The sequence below is a fragment of the Streptomyces aureus genome (genome assembly GCF_001418135.1).
In the GTDB taxonomy this organism is placed as follows: Bacteria; Actinomycetota; Actinomycetes; order Streptomycetales; family Streptomycetaceae; genus Streptomyces; species Streptomyces aureus_A.
The window spans coordinates 1-2,931 of the sequence record NZ_LIPQ01000646.1 but is presented as its reverse complement, the minus strand read 5'-3'; the positions used below and the strand labels follow the sequence as shown (position 1 = coordinate 2,931).

At 76.7% G+C, this 2,931-nt stretch carries 1 protein-coding gene and 1 pseudogene; both read right to left on the bottom strand.

From position 1 onward, the window contains the following. Positions 1-573, bottom strand: a pseudogene (locus AOK00_RS35615) (hypothetical protein); the annotation flags it as partial. Continuing rightward, a complete protein-coding gene (locus AOK00_RS35610) occupies positions 570-2,807 on the bottom strand; it encodes a DUF5682 family protein (protein WP_055604239.1) in 2,238 nt (745 codons plus the stop codon). The gene AOK00_RS35610 and the pseudogene AOK00_RS35615, both read right to left, overlap by 4 nt. Positions 2,808-2,931 lie beyond the last annotated feature (124 nt).

The window sequence follows — 2,931 nt, the reverse complement described above, 5'->3', positions numbered from 1 at the left end:
GCGGGGGCGGCCGATCCGGGCGGAACGGTCGAGGGCGCCGGTCAGGGTCGCGCGGGTGCGGGTGGCGAGGCGCTTCTCCAGGTCGTCGACGACCTTGCGCACGACGGCCCGCGCGGTCTCCCTGGTCGTCTCGGGCATAGCCTTGTGGAGGGAGAGGAGGGTGCCGACGAGATGGACGTCCGCCTCGACGGCCTCCAGCATCTCCGGCTCCAGGAGCAGGGTGGCGAGGCCCAGCCGGTCGATCGCGTCGCGCTGCATGACCTGGACGACGGAGCTGGGGAAGTAGGTGCGGATGTCGCCGAGCCAGCGGGCGACGGAGGGCGCGGAGGCCCCGAGTCCGGCCGAGCGGTCCCTTCCGGTGCGGTCGCCGCCCTGGTTCCCGCGGCCGTAGAGCGCGGTGAGGGCCCCGTCCATGGCGGCGTCGGTGCCGGTGAGCGCGCGGCCGGTGCCCTCCGCCTCCCCGCCGCCGAGGACGAGCCGCCAGCGGCGCAGCCTCTCGTCGTCCGCCGCCGCTCCCGTGTTCGCGTCGGCGGCCGGGCCGGTGGTCACGTCGGTGGTCGTGCCGGTGCTCATACGAGGGCCTCCGTGCCGAGGACGAGGTGGAGGAGGGGCAGGACGGCGTCCGCCCGGTCCCGGTCAGGGGTGGGCGCGAAGCCGGGGACGCGGGTGGTGTGCCCGGGGCCGCCGGCCCGCGGGCCGCGGGCGATCAGCTCGCCGAGGGTGCGGCGCACGCCCGGCTCGTATCCGGAGAAGGTGCGCCGCAGCAGCGGCAGGACGTCGCTGAACGCCTCCACGGGGACGCCCGTCAGCCAGTCGTCGACCAGTCCGAGGAGGCGCTCGTCGTGGACCAGGAGCAGTCCGCCGCCCGAGGCCCCGCCGACGAAGCCGTCGATCCAGGCGGCGGCGTCGGCCGGCGGGGTGCCCGGCGAGAGGGCGCGGCTCATGAGGAGGGCGGCCTCGTCCTCGGCGATCCGGCCCTCGTCCAGCAGGAGCCGGGCGGCACGGCCCCTGAGGATGCCCGGGATCCGGTCGCGGTCGGCGAGCCGGCGGAGGACGCCGGCCCAGCGGTCGGTCAGCCCGTCCGCCCCCGGGAGCAGTCCGAGGGCCTGGTGCACCTCGTCGATCCGCTCGCGCATGGCGGCGGCCGCGTCGGCGTCGAGTCCCGCGCAGGCGGGCGGCAGGCCGACGCAGATCCGTTCGGCGAGGCCTGCGGCCACGTCCGCGAGGGCCGCCGTCTCGGTGCCCCGGACGTCGCCGTAGCGCAGGGAGCGGGCGAGGGCGGGGAGTGCCTGGGCGAGATGCGCGACGTCGGAGTCGAGCGCGGCCCGGTCGGCGAGCGCCCGCATGACGACGGGGAGCGCGTCGGTGAGCCCGGCCAGCAGGCACTGCTCGGCGACGGCGGTGATGTCGGCGAGGGCCTCGGCCCCCTGGGCCCGGGACCTGGCCCGGGCGGTGGCGGCGGCCTCGACGGTGGTGCCCCAGACGCCGGCCTCGGCGACCTGGACGTGCAGCTCGGGCTCCCAACGCAGCCGCCAGGTCTCCCGGAAGGTGCCGGTGCCGGACCGGCCGGTGGCGGGTTCGCCCCAGCCGATGCCGAGGAGCCGCAGCCGGTGCAGCAGCCTGCTGCGCTGCCCGTCCATGTCCTTGCGTAGGTCGAGGTCGAGCTCGCGCTCGGTGGCCTCGGGCTTGAGGCGCAGGGTGCGCTGACGGCGGGCCAGATCGCGCTGGAGGGGGACGGCGGGGGCGCCGGCCGGGACCTCGCCGAGGACGTCGCCGACGACGAGGCGGTCCCGGACGAGGTCGAGCGGCACGTCGGAGCCCTCGCAGAGCACGGCGCGGACGGCGTCGGTCGTCTCGTCGAGGCCGGGGAGCGGGCGGCCGCGCAGTGCGGCGAGGGTCTCGGCGAGCCGGACGGCCTCGATGACATGGGCGGAGGAGACGAGGTGGTCCTCGGCCCTGAGGAGTCCGGCGACCTTGGTCATCCACCGCTCGACGGGCCGGTCGGGGGCGGCGAAGAGGTGTGCGTACCAGCCGGGCGCCTCGATCCCCGCGCCGTACCCCGAGCGACGGGCGAGCCTGCGGTGGGTCCAGGGGACCCAGGTCATCTCGGTCTTCACCTTGGGCAGCCCCTTGAGCAGGGCCCGGTCGGCGGCGACGGTGGTCTTCCGGGTGAGGGCGGGGACGTGCCAGGCACCGCAGACGACGGCGACGGCGTCGCCGAACTCCTTGCGGGCGGCGCGCAGCCGGATCCGCATATGGGCCTCGCGGACGAGGTCACGGGGGTGCCCGCCGTGGCCGTACGCCTCGCGGAGCGCGCCCATCGCCTCGGCGAGGGCCTCGAAGGGGGCCGTGGGGTCGTCGTCACCGCGCAGTTCGACGACGTCCTCCCACCAGCGCTCGGCGTCCTCGTACCCGGCGACCCGGGCGAGTTCGGCGACCGGGTCGATCCGCAGGCCGCTGCCGGAGACCTCTTCCTCCCCGTCGTCCCAGGTGGGGTCGGCGGCGGCCAGGCCGTGCGCGGCGGGCAGGTCGATGAACCGGACGGCGGCGCCCCGGTCGAGGGCCCAGCGGATCGCGACCCACTCGGGCGAGAAGGCGGCCATCGGCCAGAACGCGGCCCGCCCCGGGTCGTCCACGGCGTGGGCGAGCAGCGCGACCGGCGGCCGCATGTCGGGATCTCCGGCGAGCTCCACGAGCGCGTCGGCCTCGGCGGGGCCTTCGACGAGCACGACGGCGGGCTTCGCCGCCTCCAGCGCGGCCCGCACTCCCCGCGCGGACCCGGGCCCGTGGTGGCGCACCCCGAGCACGAGCGGTCCACCGGGAAGGCCACGGCCGGACGCGGAGGTGGAAGCCGAACTGGAAGTGGACGTGGAAGAGGAGGTGGAGCTGGGAGTGGGAGTGGAGGTGGCCCCGGCCGTGGAGGTGGATGTC